Origin of the sequence: uncultured Vibrio sp., assembly GCF_947488985.1 — a bacterium.
GTDB lineage: Bacteria > Pseudomonadota > Gammaproteobacteria > Enterobacterales > Vibrionaceae > Vibrio.
Map to the genome: position 1 here is coordinate 50,665 of NZ_CANLBV010000001.1, position 22,587 is coordinate 73,251.

Annotated in this window: 17 protein-coding genes; 3 read left to right on the forward strand and 14 right to left on the reverse strand. The window is 46.0% G+C overall.

Translation table 11 applies throughout. The annotated features are described in order from the left end of the window. Nucleotides 1-51: 51 nt before the first annotated feature. The 3 genes from Q1A70_RS00195 to Q1A70_RS00205 all read left to right on the forward strand — a co-directional run bounded on the left by Q1A70_RS00195 (nucleotide 52) and on the right by Q1A70_RS00205 (nucleotide 2,438). Nucleotides 52-669: a TRIC cation channel family protein gene (locus Q1A70_RS00195; RefSeq protein WP_299685399.1), complete on the forward strand. Its 618-nt coding sequence runs from the start codon at nucleotides 52-54 to the stop codon at nucleotides 667-669. Nucleotides 670-924: 255 nt separating this feature from the next. After that, nucleotides 925-1,500 (forward strand): flavodoxin family protein, encoded by a 576-nt coding sequence (locus tag Q1A70_RS00200; protein WP_299685397.1) that lies wholly within the window; start codon nucleotides 925-927, stop codon nucleotides 1,498-1,500. Nucleotides 1,501-1,592: 92 nt separating this feature from the next. Further along, nucleotides 1,593-2,438: a LysR family transcriptional regulator gene (locus Q1A70_RS00205; protein WP_299685394.1), complete on the forward strand. Its 846-nt coding sequence runs from the start codon at nucleotides 1,593-1,595 to the stop codon at nucleotides 2,436-2,438. Here the strand turns inward: Q1A70_RS00205 and Q1A70_RS00210 are convergent. From Q1A70_RS00210 to murD, 14 genes are all read right to left on the reverse strand, one after another. Further along, nucleotides 2,389-3,168, reverse strand: coding sequence for a TSUP family transporter (locus Q1A70_RS00210; RefSeq protein ID WP_299685391.1), 780 nt, complete (start codon nucleotides 3,166-3,168; stop codon nucleotides 2,389-2,391). The genes Q1A70_RS00205 and Q1A70_RS00210 overlap by 50 nt on opposite strands. Nucleotides 3,169-3,363: 195 nt before the next feature. Then, nucleotides 3,364-6,594: a carbamoyl-phosphate synthase large subunit gene (carB, locus tag Q1A70_RS00215; RefSeq protein ID WP_061019048.1), complete on the reverse strand. Its 3,231-nt coding sequence runs from the start codon at nucleotides 6,592-6,594 to the stop codon at nucleotides 3,364-3,366. 16 nt (nucleotides 6,595-6,610) lie between these two features. Continuing rightward, a complete protein-coding gene (gene carA, locus Q1A70_RS00220) occupies nucleotides 6,611-7,765 on the reverse strand; it encodes a glutamine-hydrolyzing carbamoyl-phosphate synthase small subunit (protein WP_299685387.1) in 1,155 nt (384 codons plus the stop codon). A 504-nt stretch (nucleotides 7,766-8,269) separates the two neighbouring features. Further along, nucleotides 8,270-9,094 carry a 4-hydroxy-tetrahydrodipicolinate reductase gene (gene dapB, locus Q1A70_RS00225; protein WP_299685384.1) on the reverse strand — a complete coding sequence of 275 codons (825 nt, stop codon included), beginning with the start codon at nucleotides 9,092-9,094 and terminating at the stop codon, nucleotides 8,270-8,272. Between the two features lie 90 nt (nucleotides 9,095-9,184). Beyond that, the gene (mutT, locus tag Q1A70_RS00230; protein ID WP_299685381.1) at nucleotides 9,185-9,583 is read right to left on the reverse strand and encodes an 8-oxo-dGTP diphosphatase MutT; all 399 of its coding nucleotides are present in this window, start codon (nucleotides 9,581-9,583) and stop codon (nucleotides 9,185-9,187) included. Between the two features lie 280 nt (nucleotides 9,584-9,863). Continuing rightward, nucleotides 9,864-12,590, reverse strand: a complete 2,727-nt coding sequence (secA, locus tag Q1A70_RS00235; RefSeq protein ID WP_299685378.1) for a preprotein translocase subunit SecA — start codon at nucleotides 12,588-12,590, stop codon at nucleotides 9,864-9,866. A 388-nt stretch (nucleotides 12,591-12,978) separates the two neighbouring features. Beyond that, complete coding sequence (gene lpxC, locus Q1A70_RS00240) at nucleotides 12,979-13,896, reverse strand: UDP-3-O-acyl-N-acetylglucosamine deacetylase (protein ID WP_299685375.1); 918 nt, start codon at nucleotides 13,894-13,896, stop codon at nucleotides 12,979-12,981. 96 nt (nucleotides 13,897-13,992) lie between these two features. Further along, nucleotides 13,993-15,222, reverse strand: coding sequence for a cell division protein FtsZ (ftsZ, locus tag Q1A70_RS00245; protein ID WP_299685372.1), 1,230 nt, complete (start codon nucleotides 15,220-15,222; stop codon nucleotides 13,993-13,995). A 31-nt stretch (nucleotides 15,223-15,253) separates the two neighbouring features. Further along, nucleotides 15,254-16,522, reverse strand: coding sequence for a cell division protein FtsA (gene ftsA / locus Q1A70_RS00250; RefSeq protein WP_299685369.1), 1,269 nt, complete (start codon nucleotides 16,520-16,522; stop codon nucleotides 15,254-15,256). Continuing rightward, a complete protein-coding gene (locus Q1A70_RS00255; protein WP_299685366.1) occupies nucleotides 16,515-17,294 on the reverse strand; it encodes a cell division protein FtsQ/DivIB in 780 nt (259 codons plus the stop codon). The genes ftsA and Q1A70_RS00255 overlap by 8 nt, the downstream gene beginning before the upstream one ends. 191 nt (nucleotides 17,295-17,485) lie before the next feature. Continuing rightward, nucleotides 17,486-18,946, reverse strand: a complete 1,461-nt coding sequence (gene murC / locus Q1A70_RS00260; RefSeq protein WP_299685363.1) for a UDP-N-acetylmuramate--L-alanine ligase — start codon at nucleotides 18,944-18,946, stop codon at nucleotides 17,486-17,488. A gap of 13 nt (nucleotides 18,947-18,959) precedes the next feature. Next, on the reverse strand, nucleotides 18,960-20,021 hold the full coding sequence (gene murG, locus Q1A70_RS00265) for an undecaprenyldiphospho-muramoylpentapeptide beta-N-acetylglucosaminyltransferase (RefSeq protein WP_299685360.1): 1,062 nt from the start codon (nucleotides 20,019-20,021) through the stop codon (nucleotides 18,960-18,962). Between the two features lie 30 nt (nucleotides 20,022-20,051). After that, nucleotides 20,052-21,230, reverse strand: coding sequence for a cell division protein FtsW (gene ftsW, locus Q1A70_RS00270; RefSeq protein ID WP_299685357.1), 1,179 nt, complete (start codon nucleotides 21,228-21,230; stop codon nucleotides 20,052-20,054). 22 nt (nucleotides 21,231-21,252) lie between these two features. Continuing rightward, the gene (gene murD / locus Q1A70_RS00275) at nucleotides 21,253-22,569 is read right to left on the reverse strand and encodes a UDP-N-acetylmuramoyl-L-alanine--D-glutamate ligase (protein ID WP_299685354.1); all 1,317 of its coding nucleotides are present in this window, start codon (nucleotides 22,567-22,569) and stop codon (nucleotides 21,253-21,255) included. Nucleotides 22,570-22,587: the final 18 nt, after the last annotated feature.

Below are 22,587 nucleotides of genomic sequence, written 5' to 3' on the forward strand. Positions count from 1 at the left end.
AATTCGCCACCAACCTATTCCACCAATTTCAACCATAAGAGCACCAGTATCATGGACTCCATGCTGCTTTATTTTATCGATTTATTTGGCACCGCCATCTTTGCTATCTCTGGCGTATTTGTTGCGGGCCGTCTTAAAATGGATCCCTTTGGCGTCGCCGTTTTGGGCAGTGTCACCGCGATTGGCGGCGGTACTATCCGTGACATGGCACTGGGCGCGACGCCCGTATTTTGGATCACCGACACCACCTACCTGTGGGTCATTCTCATTACCTGCCTACTGACTATGCTCATCGTAAGACGCCCCAAGCGCTTAGCTTGGTGGATCCTCCCTGTTTGTGATGCCATTGGCTTAGCGGTATTCGTGGGTATTGGGGTAGAAAAAGCACTAATGTATCAAGACTCACCATTAGTCGCCATTATCATGGGAGTTCTTACTGGCTGTGGTGGCGGTATTATCCGTGACGTACTTGCCAGAGAAGTGCCGATGGTACTAAGAAGTGAAGTCTACGCGACCGCTTGTATCATTGGTGGCAGTTTCCATACGTTGGCGATTACTATGGGCCATGATTCGGAAACCGCATTTTTAGCCGGTGTGTTATCAACACTGCTGATTAGGCTTGGGGCTATTCGCTGGCACTTATCACTGCCGACGTTCGCCATCAAATAAGCTAGCGCTACACAATTGATAAAGGGCTCCGTAAGGAGCCTTTTTTAATTCTACTTCACCTACTAATTCACTCATAAACATCAGTCATTAAATACGAATTCCTAAATTTTACTTTCCAAAGTCCCTCGCTCGTTTCCAAATCCCAACCCAGTTAATAATGTTTTTAGTTTACTTATATAATTACCATACTATATTAGTAAACAAATTACTTTATAAAGACATTTACTTACTAATGCTAACTACGAGGGTTTAAGGATGAGCAGTAATAAAATTGGAATTGTTTTCTTCTCTAAATGTGGGGCAACCAAGCAAGTAACAGAGCTGCTCGCAGAGGGCGTAAACTCTCAACTGCCTAGCTCGGCATTGCTCATCGAGGTTCTCTCGTCTGAAATCATTGAAGGAAGGTATGACAATGACGATAAGCTCACAGCATTAGACCACTGTGATGCGATTGTCTTTGGCGCGCCAACTTACATGGGGTCACCCGCAGCCCAGTTTAAGAGCTTTATGGATGCGACCAGTGATACCTACGGTAAGAAATCATGGAGGAACAAACTTGCTGCAGGCTTTACCACCGGTGGCAGCCTAAACGGAGAACAACAACAAACCCTACTCAGCTTTTTCACTCTAGCTTGCCAACATGGCATGATTTGGGCGGGGCTTGATGTATCTAAACACATCGACGACCTAGGTTTGAATCGTACTGGTTCGAGCATTGGCTTGGTCGCCAGTGTCGACGAGGACTCAACAAACAACAACGTTAATGCGAATGACCTAAAAACCGCTTTCTATTTTGGTCAACGCATCGCGAGCTTGGTTCAAAGTTCGTAGCTTGTGTGATATCTATGAGCTCAAGACTAGAGAATGACTGTCGTTTCAGGTAACTTGATTCAATCATTCCCAACTTTCATGAATATTACTAAATGCTACTCGAAGGAATCGAAACTCTATTGGTATTGAGTAAAGCAAAGACGATGAGCCGTACCGGCAGTTTGCTTTATATCAGCCAATCAGCGGTCAGCAAACGGATTGCGAATTTAGAAAAGAAGCTAGGTAAAAAGCTCATCGAGCCGAGTGGCCGACAGATAAAACTGACGCCAGATGCGGTTGCATTGATCGAGAGTATCGGCCCTACGTTCAATGAACTTCGTGGTCTTATTTATGAACAGCAAGAGTTGGAAGATACCACTCTAATTACCCTAGACAGCTCTAAATCTCTGATAGCGGGCTACTTAGGTGAGATGATGGGGCAATTTATCCAGCAGGATAAATACATCACCATTACCACCAACCACACGCCGAGAATCATAGAGCGAGTGCAATCAGGTAAAGCAACTCTAGGATTGTGCGCAGGCTTATTGCCACCGCATCATGGATTGATGACTTTCCACCTGTTTGATGAGCCATTTTACATTGTGAGTAAGCAGCCACTCAAGGCCCTTCCTCCATTGGTCATTACCAACGATATGACCAACCCAGCCAACTCTTATCAACTCTCAGTGTTAGAAAAGTTCGGCATAAAACCCTTGATGGAGATGGATGCCTACACCGCAGCAGCGCAGCTTGCATTGGGCGGGACTGGGCCAGCGTTAATCCCACTCTCTATCGTAAAAACACTCAATATTGAGCCTCAATACCTGTATAGCTTTCCAGAATTAGCAGGCTTAATTCGACCGATTCATGTCTGTGTTAGACCGAATAGCTACCAGTCTCCAAGAGTTAGAACACTGATAGAATCCATTGTTGATGCTGTTCCCAAAGCAGTTTAGAAGCCATCAGCATCGACATTACGATCACAAGGGGGCGAATCCATTTCTGCCCTTTTGTCACCACCACTTTAGCGCCAAGCTGAGCTCCCATAAAGCCACCAACTGCCATCACTAATCCCAATTCCCAAATTGGCAAGCCAGCCAAGATAAAGAAGATCAGTGCAGCGATGTTCGAGGTGAAGTTCAGTACTTTGGTACGTGCTGTAGCATCAACTAATGAGAAATGACCAATCGCTACAAAACAAACCGTGAAGATTGAGCCTGTGCCTGGGCCAAAGAAACCATCATAGAAACCAACACCGCCACCCACACATAGCGCAAACATCGCCTCAGAGATCTTTTGTTTGCCTTCAGAAGCTCTAGTTTGTGGTGCTAACAGGAAATAGAGAGAGATAGCGATAAGCAGCAGTGGGATCACGCTGGTCAAAAGGCTCGCATCAATGTACTGCACTAATTCCGCACCAATAGCCGAACCGATAAAAGTGCAAAAGATAGCGAGGCGCATCTCCTTGATATTAACGATACCATTACGCACGAAATACCAACTCGCTGAGAAGCTGCCAAATGAGCTTTGGAGTTTGTTGGTCGCCAGTGCTTGCGTGGGTGGCACTCCAGCCGCGAGCAATGCAGGTAGAGTCAACAACCCACCTCCGCCAGCCATTGCATCAATAAAGCCTGCTGCAGTTGCAACAACAAACAAGATAGCCAATATTTCTAGAGTGATTTCCATATACCCAACGCCTTAAATTCTCGTGTAGCGACAAGTTACCACCCTGAGCAAACGATCAACAACGAAACACAAGATTCTAACCTATTCCTGATTTTCATCATTTAACTCATGCTAGATAACAGGCATAAAAAAGCCCACTCCGAAGAGTGGGCTTTGAGCATTTATATCCGCTTAACAGCGATACACTTTAGGCGATTAAGCTTGAGAAGCTTTAACCTGTGCGTGCAGTTCTTGAACTGAGGTTACTGACGTCTTCGCGTCTGCAGTGTGCGCCATACAAGTCGCGAATGCAGCGTTTAGCGTAGTCGTGTAGTTAACTTTCTCAGCCAATGCGCCACGACGAAGTACTTTAGAATCTTCAATCGCTTGACGACCAGCAGCTGTGTTCACGATGTACGTGTACTCGTTGTTCTTGATACGGTCAAGAATGTGAGGACGACCTTCGTGTACCTTGTTTACTAGACGTGGGTTGATACCCGCTTCGCCAAGGATAACCGCCGTACCGTGTGTTGCGTCTAGCTGGTAACCAAGCTTAGATAGCTTAGATGCTAGGTCAACAACACGCTCTTTATCGCCTTCGCGAACAGAAAGAAGTGCACGGCCGCCTTCTGGGTAGATGTTGCCACAACCCAATTCAGCTTTAGAGTATGCTTCTGCGAACGTCGCACCAACACCCATAACTTCACCAGTAGAGCGCATTTCTGGGCCTAACAGTGGGTCAACACCAGGGAACTTGTTGAATGGAAGTACAACTTCTTTCACTGAGTAGTAAGGTGGGATGATTTCTTTCGTAAAGCCTTGAGACTCTAGCGATTGACCCGCCATTACACGAGCTGCAATCTTAGCGATTGGCGCGCCCGTTGCTTTAGATACGAATGGAACCGTACGTGCTGCACGAGGGTTCACCTCGATTAGGTACACTTCATTGTTCTTAACAGCAAACTGCGTGTTCATCAGACCACGAACACCCAACTCGAACGCTAGCTTTTCAACTTGCTCGCGCATTACGTCTTGGATTTCTTGGCTTAGCGTGTATGCAGGAAGAGAACATGCTGAGTCACCTGAGTGAACACCCGCTTGCTCGATATGCTCCATGATACCGCCGATAACAACGCGCTCACCATCACAAATCGCATCTACGTCTACTTCAACAGCGTCGTCTAGGAAGCTATCAAGTAGTACTGGAGATTCGTTTGATACGCTAACTGCTTCGTTGAAGTAGCGACGTAAATCTTGCTCGTCGTATACGATTTCCATCGCACGACCACCAAGTACGTAAGAAGGGCGTACAACAAGTGGGAAGCCGATTTCGCGAGATTTCTCAACCGCTTGCTCCATTGTTGTTACTGTTGCGTTTTCTGGCTGAAGTAGGCCTAGACGGTCTACCGCAACTTGGAAACGCTCACGGTCTTCTGCACGGTCGATTGCGTCTGGGCTAGTACCGATGATTGGTACACCAGCAGCTTCAAGAGCACGAGCCAGTTTAAGTGGTGTTTGACCACCGTACTGAACGATAACGCCTTTTGGCTTCTCAACACGAGCGATTGCTAGTACGTCTTCCAGTGTTACTGGTTCGAAGTACAGACGGTCAGATGTATCGTAGTCTGTAGAAACTGTCTCAGGGTTACAGTTAACCATGATAGTTTCGTAGCCATCTTCACGTAGTGCTAGTGATGCGTGTACACAACAGTAGTCAAATTCAATACCTTGGCCGATACGGTTTGGACCGCCGCCTAGAATCATGATCTTGTCTTTGTCTGTTGGGTTCGCTTCACACTCGTCATCGTAAGATGAGTACATGTAAGCCGTATCTGAAGAGAACTCTGCCGCACACGTATCTACACGCTTGTACACTGGGTGGATATCGTATTGGTCACGCAGACGACGGATTTCGCTTTCTGCTACACCTAGAATCTTAGATAGGCGTGCATCAGCAAAACCTTTGCGCTTAAGCTTGTTTAGCTCGTCTTTGTTAAGACCAGCAAAGCCTTTCGCTTTCAGTTCTTGCTCTAGCTTAACGATGTCTTCGATTTGAACTAGGAACCAGCGATCGATTTGCGTTAGGTTGAATACACCATCTACCGACATACCAGCACGGAATGCGTCAGCGATGTACCAAATACGCTCTGCGCCAGCTTCTTTAAGTTCATGACGGATAGTCGTTAGCGCATCAGGTGCGTCTAAGTCTACCATTTCGTCAAAACCAGTCGCGCCAACTTCTAGGCCACGAAGTGCTTTTTGTAGAGATTCTTGTTGGTTACGGCCGATAGCCATAACTTCACCAACAGACTTCATTTGCGTCGTTAGACGGTCGTTAGCACCTGCAAATTTCTCGAAGTTAAAACGAGGAATCTTAGTTACTACGTAGTCGATTGTTGGTTCGAATGATGCTGGCGTTGCGCCGCCAGTGATGTCATTCATTAGCTCGTCTAGCGTGAAGCCAACAGCCAGTTTCGCTGCAATCTTAGCGATTGGGAAACCTGTTGCTTTAGATGCTAGTGCAGAAGAGCGAGATACACGTGGGTTCATCTCGATGATAACCATACGGCCATCTTTCGGGTTGATACCAAACTGTACGTTTGAACCACCAGTTTCAACACCAATCTCACGCAGTACTGCTAGAGATGCGTTACGCATTAGTTGGTATTCTTTGTCTGTCAGCGTTTGAGCTGGAGCCACAGTGATTGAGTCACCTGTGTGAATACCCATTGGGTCGAAGTTTTCAATCGCACATACGATGATGCAGTTGTCGTTTTTGTCACGAACCACTTCCATCTCGTACTCTTTCCAACCGATAAGTGATTCATCGATAAGAAGTTCGTTAGTTGGAGATAAGTCCAAACCACGACGACAGATTTCTTCAAATTCTTCTTTGTTGTAAGCGATACCGCCACCAGTACCACCCATCGTGAACGATGGACGAATGATACAAGGGAAGCCAACCATGTCTAAAACTTTGTAAGCTTCTTCCATGGTTTTCGCTGTATCAGCAGTTGGGCACTCAAGGCCAATTGCTTTCATTGCTTTATCGAAGCGTGAACGGTCTTCTGCTTTATCAATAGCGTCAGCCGTTGCACCAATCATTTCAACACCGAACTCTTCAAGAACACCGTGCTTTTCTAGGTCTAGAGCACAGTTCAATGCAGTTTGGCCACCCATAGTAGGTAGAACCGCATCTGGCTTCTCTTTCGCGATGATGTTGCGTACAACTTCCCATTGGATAGGCTCGATGTAAGTTGCATCCGCCATATCTGGGTCAGTCATAATAGTCGCTGGGTTCGAGTTTACAAGAATAACTCGGTAACCTTCTTCGCGAAGCGCTTTACAAGCTTGAGCACCAGAGTAATCGAACTCACATGCTTGGCCGATAACGATCGGGCCAGCACCTAGAATAAGAATACTTTTAATGTCAGTACGTTTTGGCATTGTCTACTACTCCGGATTAAGCTTTGTGCTGTTTAATTAGTTCAATGAAGTGGTCGAATAACGGCGCTGCGTCTTCTGGACCTGGGCTTGCTTCAGGGTGACCTTGGAAGCTAAATGCTGGTTTGTCTGTGCGGTGGATACCTTGCAGAGAACCATCAAATAGTGATTTGTGCGTCGCACGTAGGTTTTCAGGAAGCGTTTCTTCGTCAGCTGCAAAGCCGTGGTTTTGTGAAGTAATCATCACGACATCACGATCTAAGTCTTTAACTGGGTGGTTTGCACCGTGGTGACCAAACTTCATCTTCACTGTCTTAGCGCCTGACGCAAGAGCAAGAATCTGGTGACCTAGACAGATACCAAAGATTGGTAAGCCTTTTTCTAGGAACACTTTTGTTGCTTCAATTGCGTAAGTACATGGTTCTGGGTCACCAGGGCCATTTGAAAGGAATACGCCGTCAGGGTTCAGCGCAAGCACTTCTTCAGCAGAAGTTTCAGCTGGAACAACAGTTAGGCGGCAGCCGCGGTCAACGAGCATTCGTAGGATGTTTCGTTTTGCACCGAAGTCATAAGCAACAACGTGGTATGGCAATTCTGAGTCTGCTTTCGCTTCAGGAAGTCCACCCGTAAGCGTCCACGAACCTTGTTTCCATTGATACGCTTCTTTTGTTGTAACTTCTTTCGCAAGGTCCATACCTTTTAGGCCAGGGAATTCTTTTGCTTTCGCTAGAGCTAGCGCTTCGTCAAGGTTTCCATCGTTTACTGAAGAGCCAGCAACGATACAACCGTTCTGAGCGCCTTTTTCACGAAGAATACGCGTCAGTTTACGAGTATCGATATCAGCGATACCAACAACGTTTTGCGACTTAAGGTAATCAGAAAGAGATTGTTCATTACGGAAGTTAGAAGCGATAAGAGGAAGATCGCGAATCACAAGGCCTTGAGCGTGGATTGAAGAAGATTCTTCATCTTCGGAATTGGTTCCGGTATTGCCAATGTGAGGGTATGTAAGAGTAACGATTTGCTGAGAATAGGAAGGATCAGTGAGGATTTCTTGGTACCCCGTCATCGAGGTATTAAAAACGACTTCACCAACTGCAGAACCTACAGCGCCAATGGCTTCACCGTGAAATACTGTCCCATCTTCTAGGACAAGTAGTGCTGACTTATTCAAGACAACCTCCAGAAATAAAAATGCATTAAAATTGATTTAATTTGCAAATCTACCTTCCTGCAACACCAAACACTGCGTGTTTATGGAAATTAGACAAATTGGCGGTATTCTAGTGATCTGCGTGATACGTGTCAACATTTAACGCAAAAGAAATTAAACATTTGTAAGGGCTAGATCGATTTACACCACCAAACCTTCAAAAGTTCAACTTTAATGCAGAAATAGTCCGGACTTTCCGATTTTCCAACCTTAAAGGCTCACTATTACTCGTAATAGGACGACAGATACGACCATCTACAAAACGCAATCGATAAATACCAAGAGAAAAGATGACAATTTGAAGAGCTAAGGCGAAAATATCACTGTAACCAATAAAACAAACAGCAATATAGAAGAAAAACAGAAGAATAGAGTAACCAAATGGAAGACAACAAAGAAGGAGTGACTTTGGAAAAGACTTAAAAAGCAAAAGGCGCTGGCAACGGCCAGCGCATAAATATCTATTTACAGCTCATTCAAACCAAGCACATCGGTCATGGTATAAAAACCGGCTGGTTTATCATTTAGCCAAACAGCAGCCTTGATAGCACCGTTGGCGAAAGTCATACGATCAGTAGCTTTATGAGTAATTTCGACTCGTTCACCGATATCCGCAAACATCGCCGTGTGTTCACCAATGATGTCGCCAGCACGAATCGTCGCAAAACCAATCTCGTCTTTAGTGCGTTCGCCAGTAATACCTTCACGTGACCATACCGCAACATCGTTTAGCTCGTTGCCCATTGCTCCTGCAATCGCTTCGCCCATACCAATCGCTGTGCCGGATGGTGCGTCGACCTTATGACGGTGGTGAGCCTCAACGATCTCAACATCACTGTAATCACCCATCACTTTGGCGGCTTTCTCTAACAGCTTGAATACTAGGTTTACCCCCACACTGTAGTTAGGGGCCATCACGATAGGCATCTCTTTTGAAGCCGCCTCAATCACCAACTTCTCATCTTCAGAGAACCCGGTAGTACCGATGATCAGTTTCTTACCGTATTGCTTACAAAGTTCAATATTCGCTAACGTGCTAACAGGGGATGTAAAATCGACGATCACGTCAAACTCTTCGACAGCCTTAGACAGGTCATCGACTAGAGCCACATCAAAACGACCTTCACCGCATAATTCGCCCACATCAACGCCGACCAAAGAGGACTCTGGACGTTCTGAACCAGCGCCAACACTTGCTTGTGAATTATAATGAGCAGCTTTCACCAAGTTGCGCCCCATACGGCCCGCTGCTCCTGCAATTGCAATTCTTACCACTGCGAATATCTCCATTTTTGGTTAGCGTTGCCACTTTTATCTTGCAGCAACGTTCATTCGATTAATCTCTTTAAATTAACAACAATCTCAAACCCAGGCTAGTAATTACGAAAACTCTTTTACTACCCGCTCTAAAATTGGCACATTTGCTTCTGGGAAGGCGTATTGACTCAATGAGTCTAGGCTTACCCATTCACCTTGCTGACCTTCTTTGCCGTAAGGTTGCTGTTCAAAGTCAGTCACCAACATAAAATCAAATTTAAGTGACTTATCACTGTAATCAAACTCAAGGTACTCAAACAGAGACTGCTTAGTCACTGTAATGCCGATTTCCTCATCGAGTTCTCGGATCATTGCCTGCTCGATGGTTTCACCCGCTTCAACCTTGCCACCCGGAAACTCCCAAAAACCGCCTTTGTGCTTGTCGTCTGGACGCTTTGTGATAAATACCTGAGACTTATCCTGATTGAAGATAATACCCGCTACAATATGGATTCTTTTCATTGATAGTGTTCCTTTCTATAACTGTTAGCCCACTCAACCAAGACTCGTTCCTCGCTATAGGGAATGACGACCGCCTCTCTCGTCAAAAGGTAAGCCATCAAATTCACATATAAAAAGAGCCGCCTAAGCGACTCTTTTTTTATCATTAAGTTTTGTGAAGCTAAGCTGTGACGTGGTGAGTGCGAGGAGGAAGCACTGAGCTTACGTTAGTAAGTGAGTACCTCCGACACTGCAATCATCCGTTATAGCTATCATCTGTTACAGCAACGATTCACCAAACTTAGTTAATTTTACCGTGACACTGTTTGTACTTCTTACCACTGCCACATGGGCAAGGTTCGTTACGACCCACTTTGCGATCATCACGCACGACCGTTTGTGGAGAAGCCGCTTCTGCTTCATCATCACCCAACTGATTTTCAGCGTTTGCATGTTGTGCTTGCGCACGACGAGCAGCCTCTTCAGCTTGAGCTTGACGCTGAGCTTCCATCTTTTCTACTTCTTCTTGTTGCTGAACACGAACTTTAGAAAGGATGGTAATCACGTCTGATTTCAGTACATCTAGTAGGCCTTCAAACAGTTCAAACGACTCGCGCTTGTACTCTTGTTTCGGGTTCTTCTGAGCGTAACCGCGTAGGTGAATACCTTGACGAAGGTGATCCATCGCCGCCAAGTGCTCTTTCCACAGGCCATCTAGCGTTTGTAGCATCACAGATTTCTCGAAGTTACGCAGTACTTGAACACCAACCACTTCTTCTTTCTGCTTATAAGCATCGATAGCCATGCTTAGGATACGTTCACGCAAAGCTTCTTCGTAAAGCTTATCGTCTTCGTCTAACCAACCTTGAATATCAAAGTCTAGATCGAAGTCATTCTTCAGGCGAGTTTGTAGACCAGCGATATCCCACATGTCTTCAAGTGATTGAGGTGCAATGTACTCATCGATAACCGAAGTAAACACGTCTTCACGGTTGTGTTCAATCATTTCGCTGATGTCGTCTGAACTCATCAGTTCGTCACGGAGCTCATAAACCACTTTACGTTGGTCATTGGCTACATCATCGTACTCTAGAAGCTGCTTACGAATATCGAAGTTACGCCCTTCAACCTTACGTTGTGCTTTTTCAATTGAACGCGATAGCATCTTAGATTCGATCGCTTCGCCTTCGTCCATACCACTTTGGATAAGACCCGCCATACGATCCGATGTGAAGATTCGCAGTAGAGAGTCCTCCATCGATAGGTAGAAACGAGAAGAACCCGCATCACCTTGACGACCAGAACGACCACGTAGCTGGTTATCAATACGACGAGATTCATGGCGTTCAGTACCAATGATGTGCAAACCACCTGACTCAAGTACGGTATCGTGGACCACTTTCCAGTCGGCCTTAATCTTCTCGATCTGCTCTTGCGTTGGGTTCGCTAGCTTCTCAACTTGTGCCTGCCAGCTACCACCTAACACGATGTCGGTACCACGACCTGCCATGTTAGTCGCAATCGTGACCGCACCTGGCGTACCCGCTTGTGCAACAATTTCCGCTTCTTGTTCGTGGAATTTCGCGTTTAGAACGCTGTGCTTAACCTTTGCTTTTTTCAATGCATTCGATAGCAATTCCGATTTCTCAATAGACACCGTACCAACCAATGATGGCTGCCCCGCAGCAACACGGTCTTTGATGTCTTCAATGATCGCATTGAATTTGTCCTCTTCAGTACGATAAACCACATCAGGCATATCGTTACGAACCATAGGCTTGTTGGTTGGAATAACCACTGTTTCTAGGCCGTAGATCGACTGGAACTCGAAAGCTTCAGTATCAGCGGTACCTGTCATACCTGATAGTTTTTCGTACAGACGGAAGAAGTTCTGGAAGGTAATCGATGCTAGCGTCTGGTTTTCATTTTGAATCTTCACACCTTCTTTCGCTTCAACCGCTTGGTGTAAACCTTCAGACCAACGACGACCTGGCATTGTACGACCAGTATGTTCATCAACGATAACGACTTCGCCCTCTTCAGTCACGATGTAGTCAACGTTCTTCTCAAACAATACGTGCGCACGAAGCGCAGCATTAACGTGGTGCAATAGGCTGATATTGGTTGGAGAATAAAGTGTGTCCCCCTCTTCCATCAGACCGTTTTTCACCATCAGCTCTTCGACAAACTCTTGACCGGTTTCAGTGAGGTGAACCTGCTTCGATTTTTCGTCCATGGTGTAGTGACCTTCACCACGGTACTCTTCTGAATCTTCTTTATCTTGACGCTCTAGAGAAGGGATCAACGTATTGATACGCGTGTAAAGATCTGAACTGTCTTCTGCAGGACCAGAAATGATAAGTGGCGTACGCGCTTCATCGATTAAGATGGAGTCAACCTCATCGACAACAGCAAAGAAGCGTTCACGTTGAACTCGCTCTTCAGCACGGAAAGCCATGTTGTCACGCAGGTAATCGAAGCCAAACTCGTTGTTTGTCCCGTAAAGAATATCCGCTTGATACGCTGCTTTTTTCTCTGGTGGAGCCATGTTTGGCACGTTCACGCCAACCGTCATGCCAAGGAATTCAAACAGTGGTCGGTTTGTTTCCGCATCACGCTTCGCTAGGTAGTCGTTCACGGTGACAACGTGAACCCCTTTGCTTGGCAGGGCGTTAAGATAAGCAGGTAGGGTTGCAGTAAGAGTCTTACCCTCACCTGTGCGCATTTCTGCAATTTGGCCAGCATTTAGTACCATACCGCCAATCATTTGTACGTCAAAGTGGCGCATGCCGTAAACACGCTTAGACGCTTCACGTACCGTAGCAAATGCTTCAGGTAGAAGTTGATCTAGCGATTCACCTTTATCTAAGCGCTCACGAAACTCAACCGTTTTTGCTTTTAGCTCTTCGTCTGAAAGTGCTTCAAATGTTGGTTCGTAGTTATTAATTTCTTTTACAATTTTTCTAAGGCGGCGCAGTGTTCTGTCATTGCGACTGCCAATTACCTTTGTCAGCAGCTTAGTAATCATGTGCTTGGAATCTCTTCGTTCTCAGATCGTCCGCGATCTATTTTAAATGCCGTCAGTCTCTACTAGTTATGAACTAGTCTTCAGTTACTAACCAAGGATACTGAGATAAATCTAGTACCATTGATATTGTACTTGAGCGTAGAGTTTTCAAGGCTTGAGTTAAAATTAATGCCCTCTAGTGTAAGGAATTTTCACACTCACGACCATTTATAACCCCATTTGTTTGATGTGCTTGGAACTTTTCTTTCTAATTGCTGATGGATTAGCCAGGCAGCAGGCTATTGGTGGGCAATTTGGGGAGGTTAATGTCATTAGAACTGAAAAATAGAGACAAAAAAACCAGGTCTATGACCTGGTTTTAAAATTTTTATATTCTTGCTTACCACAATTAAGCTAGAACCATTCCCGGTTCTGCAAATGCAACAGGAGAACCTGCTTCCTCTTCGAATGTCGCCCATTCCCAAGCTTCTGCGTCAGCAAGTACTGCACGTAGTAGTTGGTTGTTTAGGCCGTGACCTGATTTGTATGCACGGAACTCACCAATAATAGCGTGTCCACACATGTACAAGTCACCAATCGCATCCAGTACTTTGTGAGTTACGAACTCATTGTCAAAACGCAGACCTTCTTCATTAAGAATTCGGTATTCGTCTAGAACGATGGCGTTATCGAAGCTACCGCCAAGTACTAGGTTTTGAGATTGTAGATACTCAATATCGCGCATGAAGCCGAAAGTACGAGCGCGAGAGATTTCTTTCACAAAGCCTTGTGAAGAAAAATCAAACAACAAACGTTGCTCATCAGATTCAATTGCTGGGTGGTTAAAGTCGATCTCAAAGTCCATACGGAAGCCGTTAAATGGAACAAACTCTGCCCATTTATCGCCTTCTTCAAAACGGATAGGCTTTTTGATACGAATAAAACGCTTCGCTGCATTCAGTGTTTCTACACCCGCTTGCTGTAGCAAGTATACGAATGGGCTTGCGCTACCATCCATAATTGGGATCTCTGGTGCATCTACTTCAACAATAATGTTGTCAATGCCCATGCCCGCTAGAGCTGCGTTAAGGTGTTCCACTGTAGAGATACGTACGCCTTCGTCATTAACAAGAGCAGTACATAACATAGTGTCACGAACTGATGCTGGATCAGCTGGGAAATCTACAGGTGGATTTACATCTGTACGACGATAAACAATGCCTGTATTTGCAGCTGCCGGGCGAAGAGTAAGTGTGACTTTACGACCAGAGTGGAGACCCACACCAGTTGTTTTCACAATTTCTTTCAGAGTACGTTGTCTGATCATCTGCTTGCCTCGTTATCAGTGCTACAAATCACGGCCAGTATTTACCGACCGCGAATTTTACCATTAATTCGACTATAGTCAAATTTTGGGTGTTTGTTAATCAGCCTGACGCCGTAAGAATGCTGGAATATCTAAATATCCACTCTCTTTCTCAGCTTTAGGTGCAGCACTTTGGCTAGCCCCTGTACCTGAAGAAACAGGTGACGTTGTTGGCTGAGGGTTAACTTGAGGCTTAACCTCAGTTTTTTCTCGCAATGGCTGTGCCACTTTCTCTTCCACTTTTGGTGCAGTTTGAGCCGCTACCTGTGGTTGAGGAGTTGGTGCAACCTTAGCTTTACCACCAGCAACTAAAGTAATGTCTGGTTTTTTCTCTGTACCGATACCGGTTGCAACAACCGTCACGCGGATTTCATCCGTCATATCAGGGTCTAGAGAAGTACCAATCACAACCGTTGCGTTATCAGATGCGAATGCCTTAACTGTGTTACCTACTGTTTCGAACTCATCTAGACGCATATCTAGGCCTGCTGTGATGTTCACAAGAACGCCACGTGCACCAGCTAGGTCGATGTCTTCTAGTAGTGGGCTAGAAATTGCCGTTTCAGCCGCTTCTTCAGCACGGTCTTCACCTTTTGCGATACCGCTACCCATCATTGCATGACCCATCTCAGACATTACGGTGCGAACATCCGCGAAATCGACGTTAATCATACCAGGGCGAGTAATTAGCTCAGCAATACCTTGTACCGCATTCTTGAGTACATCATTGGCACTTGCGAAGGCTTCTAGCAGAGTTACGCCACGGCCAAGTACTTTAAGTAGCTTTTCATTTGGAATCGTAATTAAAGAGTCCACATGTTTAGAAAGCTCTTCGATACCTTGCTCTGCAAACGCTAAACGCTTTTTGCCTTCAAAGCTAAATGGCTTAGTTACAACAGCAACCGTTAGCACACCCAACTCTTTCGCAACTTCAGCAATAACTGGAGCAGCACCTGTACCAGTACCACCGCCCATACCAGCTGCGATAAATACCATATCGGCGCCAGTTAGAACTTCTTTAATTCTTTCTCGATCTTCGAGAGCTGCATCACGGCCTACTTGTGGGTTTGCACCCGCGCCCAAACCTTTAGTGATATCACCACCAATTTGGATCACGCTGCTCACGCTTGTTTTACGAAGTGCTTGAGCATCAGTGTTAACACTGATGAATTCTACGCCTTCGATTGATTCACGTACCATGTGCTCAACAGCGTTACCGCCACCGCCACCAACTCCAACGACTTTAATTACCGCATCGTCAGACATTTCCATCATCGGTTCAAACATGTGTTATCTCCGTTTTTTCCTGCAACTCAGGTTAAAACTCTTTTTGTATCCAATTACGCAATTTGCCAAATAAGCTAGGCATAGAAGGTGCTGAACGCTTAGATTCGCTGTAATCACCTTCATCGCTGATCTGACTATCTTTTGCGTAATGAAGTAAACCAACCGCCGTAGAATGATACGGCTCTTTAACATAGTCAGTTAAGCCACTAACTTCTAACGGCTTACCCACTCTAACTTGATTGCGGAATACACGTTCCGCACACTCCACTAACCCGTCAATTTGTGCTGCTCCACCAGTGAGAACGACACCAGCTGCAAGATGGTGTTTAATGCCTTCATCTCGTAGCTGTAATTGAACCGTATCAATAGTTTGGTTAACGAGCCCCATGAGTTCAGTGTAGCGTGGTTCAATCACCTCAGACAAAGTTTGTCGTTGCAAACTTCTCGATGGGCGACCACCAACACTTGGGACGTTAACCGAGTCATCCTTGCTTACGAGTTCACTCAGAGCGCAACCATGGTTTACTTTTATCTCTTCAGCATCGCTCACTGGCGTGCCGAAAGCGAAGGCAATATCACTGGTTACTGCATTTCCTGCATAAGAAAACACTTCTGTGTGTCGAAGCGCGCCGCCCGTCCAAATGGAAATATCCATCGTACCGGCACCGATATCAACCACACAAACTCCAAGCTCTCTCTCGTCTTCAGTAATTACCGCATTGCTTGAGGCAAGCCCTGAAAACACGATGTGTTCGACAGTGAGACCACATCGTTCAACCGCTTTAATAATGTTTCTCGCCATATCGCTATGGCAAGATATTAGGTGAACACTGACTTCCATTCGAACACCAGATAAGCCAAGTGGGTTCTTAATCCCTTCTTGATAATCAATGGTAAATTCTTGTGGGATCACGTGCAGGATTCTCTGCTCATCACCTATTTTAATTGATTTTGCGGTATGGATCGCTCGATCCATATCGTCTTGAGACACCTCTTCATCTGAGATAGTACCCATGCCTTTTTCAATTCGGCTTGCGATATGTTTGCCCGATAACGAGATAAACACATTGCTGATTTGGCATTCTGCCATCAATTCTGCTTGATCAATGGCTCGCTGAACCGACTTAACTACCGACTCTAGGTCGTTGACACCACCTTTATCCATACCTCTGGATGGGCTTTGCCCTGAGCCAATGATATTGATTTGACCATCAGGCAATATTTCACCAACCAGAGCTGATATGGTCGCAGTGCCTATATCAAGACCAACGATTATGTTGTCATCTGCGGTCTTAGTCATCTGTGCTCTCTTCTAACTCTTGTTCTGGGAACCATCCTACAGCAGCTCCCGTATCATACCTGAGGTCGATGTAGCTCACTTGATTCGCTTTACTTCCTAATTGGTTATAAAGCGAAATGAAGCGTTCAACACGCTCATCTAAAAAATTTTTACCTAGTTCTAAACGAATACCGTTATCTAGGATTATTTGCCAAGCACGACGCTCATTGAGAACCAGCGAGGTCACGGTTAGCCCCAAACGGTTAATCAAAGGGGTTACCTGTCGCCATTTTTCAATCACGTCTTGGCTGGTGCCATCTGGGCCATAAAGCTTAACTCTATCGCCCTTCAAAATACCGATGTCGCCATCAAAAACTTGACCATTTTCGTTCAGCAGCATATTGCCATTCCAGATTGCTGCTGCATCATGCTCAGTCAAAAATACTTTTATTGTGTCTGGCCACTGCTTACGAATAGAAACAACTGATACCCAAGGTAACGATTCCAAACTGTCTTGCAATACGCCGATGTCTTGCGACATGAATGTACCAATATGCTCGAGATCGCCAAAAGCATGCTGGACATCACTTGCGGTTACGTAAGTTAAATCGCCTTGAAGTATTATGTTAGAGAGGGGCAATCGCTGATCGTCCCACATCCACGTCAATGTGGTGTAGAAAAGAAACCCAATGAATAGCAATACCATGACAAAAAAAGAGCCGCCCAAGGCGTGTTTCTTAACTGTTGGTATACTGAGTAGGTGGCGGTTTTCGCTAAAAGTACTTTCTACCAAAGCCCGCACTCCCTGTCGTTGGTTCGCAATTCTATTCCCTATCTTCGTAATAGAGGTAAAAGCACTTACTTTAACCTGTGAATTATACTGAGCAAAACCAAACTATCAAACGTTGATAATAAGATTTTTGGTCAATTTTAGGCCAATCGCAAGAAGTGAGCGATTGACCACAGTATGTAGACGCGATTCTATTACGCGTTCTGCATTTTATAGATGTCTAACTGTAACGATTCAAGTTGCTTGGCAACGCGGCCAACATCACCGGCCCCCTGCGTTAAGACAAGATCTCCACCCTGAATTACATTGGCTAAAACCGACGGCAGAGTATTGATATCGGCAACAAAGATCGGATCAACCTTACCACGACCACGAATAGTTCGGCTTAATGAACGTCCGTCAGCCCCTGCAATCGGTTTCTCACCGGCTGAGTACACATCCAATAAGATGAGGACATCAACCTGATCAAGAACATTTGCAAAGTCATCATAGAGATCACGAGTTCGGCTATAACGGTGCGGCTGAAAAATCATCACCAGACGCTTGTCAGCCCAACCACTTCGAGCCGCTTGGATAGTAACACCCACTTCGGTTGGGTGATGACCGTAATCATCAACCAGCATTGCAATGCCTTTACCTGTTTCGTATTCACCAAGATGATCGAAACGACGACCAGTCCCCTCAGTGCCTGCCATAGCCTTTAGAATCGCTTTATCGCTGACATCATCTTCTGTCGCGACAGCAATCGCTGCCGCTGCATTGAGCGCGTTGTGACGACCCGGAATATTCAAGGTAATATTAAGGTTCTCTTTTCCTTTACGTACTACCGTAAACTTGCCTTGTTGGCCTTTTTGAGCGTAGTTTTCAATGCGAATATCCGCGTCTTCTGAAAAGCCATAAGTGATGACTTGGCGGCTCACTTGAGGAATAAGCTCACGAACAACCGGATCATCAACGCACATCACTGCCTGACCGTAGAATGGCAGATTGTGCAAGAAATCAATAAACGTCTGCTTTAGCGTTTCGAAATCACCACCATAGGTGTCCATATGATCCGCTTCGATATTCGTCACGATACTGACCATAGGTTGCAGATGTAAGAATGACGCATCACTCTCATCGGCTTCCGCGATCAAAATGCGGCTCGACCCTAAACGAGCGTTAGTCCCCACACTCTTCACCAAGCCACCATTGACGAAAGTCGGATCTAAACCCGCTTCTGAATAGATCTGAGTCACTAGCGCAGTCGTGGTGGTTTTACCGTGCGTACCAGCTACAGCAATGCCATGACGAAAACGCATCAGCTCAGCCAGCATTTCAGCACGACGAACGATCGGTGTGCGCGCTTCTCGGGCTGCTACAATCTCGGGGTTCTCTTCATTAATAGCGGTTGATACCACGACCACACTCGCATCAGCTACATTACTGGCTTGGTGACCAATATAAACCGTCGCCCCCTTGCTCACTAGACGCTTGGTTACTGGATTCTGAGCAATATCAGAGCCGGTAATTTGATAGCCTTCATTTAACAAGACCTCAGCGATCCCGCTCATTCCTGCGCCACCAATACCAATGAAGTGGATAGATTTAACACGGCGCATCTCTGGCACCATTGCACGGATCTGCGCTAAGTCTTGGGTATGTTCAATCGTCATCAATTCGTTCTCATTATTTTGCTAAAGCTTTGATCGCTTCAGCGACGGTCGCATCAGCATCAAGCTTGGCTGCTTGACGAGCTTTTGTTGCCATCATTTTTAATTCATTTCTATCCAGCTGAGCGATGGTGTTCGCTAGCTTATCAGCCGTTAGTTGAGGCTGTTCAATCATTAACGCTGCGCCGCACTCAACTAAGTGATCGGCGTTCAGCGCTTGTTGTCTGTCTTTGTGCATAAACGGAACGAAGATAGACCCCACCCCCGCCGCAGACACTTCCGATACGGTTAACGCTCCTGAGCGACACACTAATAGATCGGCCCACTCATAAGCTTGCGCCACATCATCAATAAATTCTGTGACTTGAACATTATCGACAGAATGCGATTGGTATTGCTCAACCACTTGCTGCTGATTGTTCTTACCGGCTTGGTGCAACACGCTGAAGCCCGTCCCCAACTGCGCCATCGTCACAGGCAGGGTATCATTCAAGATCTTAGCGCCTTGACTGCCGCCCATCACCAAAATACAAATGTCGCCGTCACGCTCGGCTAAACGTAATTCAGGTTCAGCAAGACTCACAACATCTTCACGCACCGGGTTACCTACGACTTCTGCGTTCGGAAAGGCCCCTGGAAAAGCTTGGAACACTTTTTTGGCAATTTTAGATAACCATTGATTGGTTAACCCTGCCACGGCATTTTGTTCATGCAAAACCACGGGAATATCCGATAACCAAGCTGCGATCCCCCCAGGACCACTGACGTAACCGCCCATACCAAGCACCACATCCGGTTGCCATGCTTTGATGTGCCTTCTTGCTTGAAGTATGGCGTTAACAATCTGGAATGGCGCTTTGATTAGCTTGCTCATACCTTGACCACGAAGGCCTTTTACCTTGATGAAATCGATTTCAATACCATGCTTTGGCACTAAATCCGCTTCCATTCTGTCAGCCGTGCCTAACCAGCGAATTTCCCAGCCTTGCTGTTGAAGCTTTTTCGCTACTGCTAGCCCTGGGAAAACGTGACCGCCAGTACCACCAGCCATCACTAAAAGTTTTTTGTTCTTTGTCATAATGTTAGATTCTTATTCTACTGATTCGTTTTAATTGTCGGCTTGTTCTTTTTGTTGCACTCGGCATTCGTGATCGATTCGCAGCAGCATAGAAACCGCCACCGACATCACGATAAGACTTGAACCACCGTAACTAATAAGCGGCAACGTGAGACCTTTGGTCGGAACAATACCTGAAGCGGCGCCTACGTTAACAAGCGTTTGAAAAGCAAACCAAATACCAATACCGAAAGCCAAATAGCCACTGAACACTTGGTCGTTATCGAAGGCTTTTTTACCAATAAGAATGGCTTTAAACACCAAGCTAAAGATCAGCATCAGCACTAAGGTAACACCAACGAAACCGAGCTCTTCTGCCAATACAGCAAATACAAAGTCGGTGTGTGCTTCCGGTAGATATTCGAGTTTTTGAATTGAGTTGCCAAGCCCTTGCCCCATCCAATCACCACGACCAAACGCCATCAGTGATTGGGTTAACTGGTAACCACTACCGAACGGGTCATTCCAAGGTTCCCAGAAAGAGGTCACACGTCGAACACGGTAGGGTTCTATGACAATCAAGCCGACAACGGCAGCAATGCCTGCCACCATCAAAGCAATAAACTGCGAAAGCTTGGCACCGGCGATAAATAACATGCCGAACAGGGTAACCAGCATTACGACTACGGTACCTAAATCGGGTTGACCGAGCAGCAACACAGCAAAGGCGCCAAACACCATGATAGGTTTACCGAAACCACCGAAGAAGGTTTTCCTTACTTCGTCTTGTTTTCGAACCAAGTAGCCCGCCATAAAGATAAACAGTGACAGCTTGGCAACTTCTGCAGGTTGTAGGTTAAATAGGCCGAGAGGGATCCAACGCGATGCACCGTTAACCGACTTACCGACCGCTAATACCACGATCAGCAAGAAGAAGGACAGGCTCAGTAGATACATACTGTACTGAAACCAGCGCTGCATCGGAATCTGCAATATGACGCTGGACACACCTAACGCCAACACAAGGAAGATGGCATGACGGAACATAAAGTGAAACGGCTGATCGGTTAAACGAGCACTGATTGGGAACGAAGCCGACGTTACCATTACCAAGCCCGTCAGCATCAATCCAAGAGCAATCCATACCAATTGACGATCGTAGAGCGCCTCTGGTGTGGCACGGTTAAGCCATTGCCAAATAGATTGATTGATTTCTTTCACTCTTTGCACTGAATGTTAGTCCTTCAACACGTTAAGCATACTCATGAGCAAGTTCAGTGAACGCGTCACCTCTCGCCATGAAATTATTAAATTGATCGAAGCTCGCGCATGCAGGAGACAGCATCACCATGTCACCCGACATCAATTGTGCAGAGATACTCTCGATGATGTCACGCATGGTATCAAACGTCTTCGTCGATGGATGTAATGGCATGAATTGCGCAGCATCTTCACCAAAACAACACAGTTGAACGCGCTCTAGTTGCGACAACACAGGCTTAAGCTCACTGAAATCGGCCCCTTTACCAACCCCACCAACCAGAAGATACAAAGTACCTCGGCACTCTAAGCCCGACAGAGCCGCTAATGTACTGGCTACATTAGTCGCTTTTGAGTCGTTAACCCATTTGATTTCGCGTTTATCTGCCACCACTTGGCAACGATGCGTTAAGCCATTATAGGCTTTCAAAGCTTCAAGGCTTTTGCCGTAATCAATTCCGACCTGTTTAAGCAGTGCAAGCGAGACTAACGCATTGGCCACGTTATGACGTCCAACCAATGTTAAATCTTGGGTAGCAAGTACAGATTTACCGTTGTCGATTAGACATTCGGTGCCATCAACTGTCGCGACACCAAACTCTTTATCATCGAGCCCAAATGTTACCAATGACATGTGGTGGTCTGGATACGTCTGCTTATCGTCGCGGTTTACAATCGCACACTGCGCATTGTTAAAGATCCTTAGCTTGGCATTGCGGTAATCGGCCATGCCTTGGTAGCGATCCATATGGTCTTCTGACAGATTCAGAAATGCTGCTGCTGCTAAGTTTAGGCTTGATGTTGTTTCTAACTGAAAGCTTGAAAGCTCAAGAACATATAAATCAGCATTAAGCTCTAAAAGATCCAAGGCAGGGACACCAATATTCCCCCCCACACCGACACTCAAACCGGCCGCTTTTGCCAACACACCCGTAAGGTCAGTCACGGTGCTCTTGCCGTTAGAGCCTGTTATCGCCACCACAGGTTTATCGACTGCCCAGCCAAACAACTCGATGTCGCCCACAACTGGAATACCCGCTTGAATAACGTCTTGAATTTCAGGAGTCGCCAACGCAATGCCTGGGTTAGTCACCACCAGATCAGCCTCTGCTAGCCATTGGCGATGCCAACTTCCAGAATGCAGCGCTACCGATTCAGGTAAAGATTCCTTGCTCGGCGGTTGCTCTCGAGTATCAACCACTTTAATGCAAAGTTGCGGCTGATTTTTTACGAGATGCTTAACGACAGAGAGCCCGGTAATACCGAGCCCCACAACCACTACATTTTGAATATTTTGCCAAGGTTCCATTTAAACAAGATGCTCTTA